The sequence below is a fragment of the Dyadobacter sp. genome, assembly GCF_051859145.1.
Lineage (GTDB): Bacteria > Bacteroidota > Bacteroidia > Cytophagales > Spirosomataceae > Dyadobacter.
Window position 1 is genome coordinate 1 of the sequence record NZ_JBHYGF010000500.1, and the last position, 2,388, is coordinate 2,388.

Annotated in this window: 4 protein-coding genes; all 4 read right to left on the bottom strand. The window is 47.0% G+C overall.

What is annotated here, in order from left to right:
- A partial coding sequence (locus ACTIE6_RS22715; RefSeq protein WP_439558808.1) for a (Fe-S)-binding protein occupies window positions 1-674 on the bottom strand: 674 nt, incomplete at its 3' end.
- A 1-nt stretch (window position 675) separates the two neighbouring features.
- Complete coding sequence (locus ACTIE6_RS22720; protein WP_439558809.1) at window positions 676-1,368, bottom strand: endonuclease/exonuclease/phosphatase family protein; 693 nt, start codon at window positions 1,366-1,368, stop codon at window positions 676-678.
- 117 nt (window positions 1,369-1,485) lie between these two features.
- Entirely contained in the window at window positions 1,486-1,821 is a 336-nt protein-coding gene (locus ACTIE6_RS22725; protein ID WP_439558810.1) for an L-rhamnose mutarotase, read from the bottom strand.
- An 11-nt stretch (window positions 1,822-1,832) separates the two neighbouring features.
- A complete protein-coding gene (locus ACTIE6_RS22730; RefSeq protein WP_439558811.1) occupies window positions 1,833-2,321 on the bottom strand; it encodes an amidohydrolase family protein in 489 nt (162 codons plus the stop codon).
- Between the last annotated feature and the right edge of the window lie 67 nt (window positions 2,322-2,388).

Here is a 2,388-nt window from a genome sequence, read left to right on the forward strand (position 1 = left end):
TGCATCAGGCAGCTCATATCCGAGCCCGTAATAAATTCAGCATTGTGCCGGATGTGATCCGCAACCCTGTCTTTACCCATTTTCACGGAAACTGCTTCTTCGCTCACACAAAACGTTCCGCCAAAACCGCAGCATTCATCCGTACGGTCCAGGTCGATCAGCTCCAACCCGCGTACCTGCTTTAAAAGAGAAACCGGTTTTGAAAACGGCTCCGCATTCAGCTCCGACATTTGCGAAAGCCGCAGCCCCCGCTGCCCGTGGCAACCCTGGTGAAGTCCGACACGGTACGGAAACTCTGCTTCGATATGGTCTATTTTCAGGATATCAGTAATAAATTCAACCAGTTCATACACCCTCTTTCGTAAAACCTTTGACTCGTCAGCACGGTTATCTGCCTTCAAATGCTCTTTAATATGCAGCACGCAGCTACCCGAAGGCGATACCACGTAGTCGCAGTCCGAAAATTGGTCAAAGAACAGGTTATCACAGGATCTTGAAAGGTGCTCGAAACCCGAGTTCGCCATCGGCTGGCCGCAACAAGTTTGATTGAGCGGAAAAGTAACCCGGCAGCCCAGCTTTTCCAGCAGTTCAAGCGTAGCAATACCTACCTGCGGATAAAACTGATCGACATAACATGGAATAAATAATCCGATTTTGAGGTTTGAGTAATTCATTTTACCAAAATTCAATGGTGGCAAGGATAGGATAGTGATCCGAAACTTCGGGATAGTTCCGCAGGACTTTATAGTTCTTGACGCGTACTCTGTTATTCAGCAATGCAAAAATGTAATCGAGCCTGTCGCCTGGTAATCCTTCATTCCACGTTTGCATTTGCGAGCCTTGTGCTGCATCCTGCCAGTTTTTACGGAATGAAAAGTAAGGCTGTTCGTTGGGACGCGCGCCCATATCCATTCCGATCAGCACCGGCTGAATGCTGTTGACCAGCATCTGGTTAATATAGGCAGCTTGCAAAGCTCGGTCCATTACAGAGGCATACTCAAGCCGCGAGCTGCAAATCCGGAACGTAAGTCCCTTCGCAGGATTGACAAGTCCGCAAAGCAGCACTTTCGGATCTGCTCCCCGCGTGGTTGGCAAAGCAATGGTTTGTGTATTTTCAAAAGTCCACCTCGACAATATCCCCACACCCTGCGACCCATTTTCCGACCGGTCGGCCACCCCGTACAAGTAATGCATTCCGGTTTGTACGGCAATCTGCCGGAGCTGAAACTGCGTTTTTCCTTTGTCTACCAAACTGTCCACCGCCTGCAAAGCAATCAGGTCTGGCTTGTGGTCAGAGATAATTTTAAGGATATCCCTGAGGTTCGACTCCTCTTTCAGGTTCAGTCCGTGCCGGATATTGAAGCTCATTACTTTCACCTCCGTTGCGCGGCGCGGCTGCGATGCCGATAAGCTGCATGAAATTATTGTAATCAGTAAAATATAGCCTAATCTGCTCAAACTGTTCGAATCTGGTTCACAAAATTGCTATGGTTCGAGGGCAAAAATCCTGTCCATCAAAACCCACTTTTCACCAGGTTTGGCCTGGGGCAGCGCCTTTTGGTATTTCCACATCAACTGTTCCCATTCCTGCACTTTGGCATTCGCCGCATCCATTTGGGCTTTATTTTCAAAACTAAAATCATCTTCCGTTTCCATGATCATGAACATTCGCTCGCCCAGCCGGAAAATTTCCATTTGCGTAATGCCCGCGTCCCTGATACTCTTCTCGATTTCCGGCCTGATCTGCTTATGATAAGCTTCATATTCACTGATCATCACAGGATCGTCAACCAGGTCGACAGCAAGACAGTACCTTTTCATTTTGTTCTATATTAGATATCAAGCTTATAAAAATCGATCGCATTCTTACCCATTACCTGCCGCACTTCCGAATCAGAAAACATACTCAGATAGTCGGTCAGGATACCTTTGGCACCTTCGTATTCCGCCGCTACCAGGCACACCGGCCAGTCGGATCCGAACATCACTCTTTCGGTACCAAAAGCTTCAAAAACGGTATCGAGGTAGGGCCTGAAATCAGCTTTTTCCCAGTTCGACCAATCGGCTTCTGTAACCATGCCTGACACTTTACAACTTACATTCGGAAGCTCTGCAAGTGCCCGGATATCGTCTGCCCAGGGTTTAAGCTCACCATTTTTAATTTTCGGCTTGGCAATATGATCAAGTACAAAATTTACATTGGGTAGCTTCACTGCGAAGTTGAAAGCTTCTTTCAGCTGATTTTCATAGATCAGGATATCATACGTAAAGTCAAATGCAACAAGCTCACCTACGCCTTTGATAAAATCCGTTTGCAGCAAAAAACATTCTGGTTGTCCCTGCGCCACTTGCAGGAAGCCTCTCAGCTTTTAATAATTTGAATAAATT

Bases quoted from the DNA above. Each gene is read 5' to 3' on its own strand.
- ACTIE6_RS22720 (WP_439558809.1), bottom strand. From the start codon at position 1,368: ATGAGCTTCAATATCCGGCACGGACTGAACCTGAAAGAGGAGTCGAAC.
- ACTIE6_RS22725 (WP_439558810.1), bottom strand. From the start codon at position 1,821: ATGAAAAGGTACTGTCTTGCTGTCGACCTGGTTGACGATCCTGTGATG.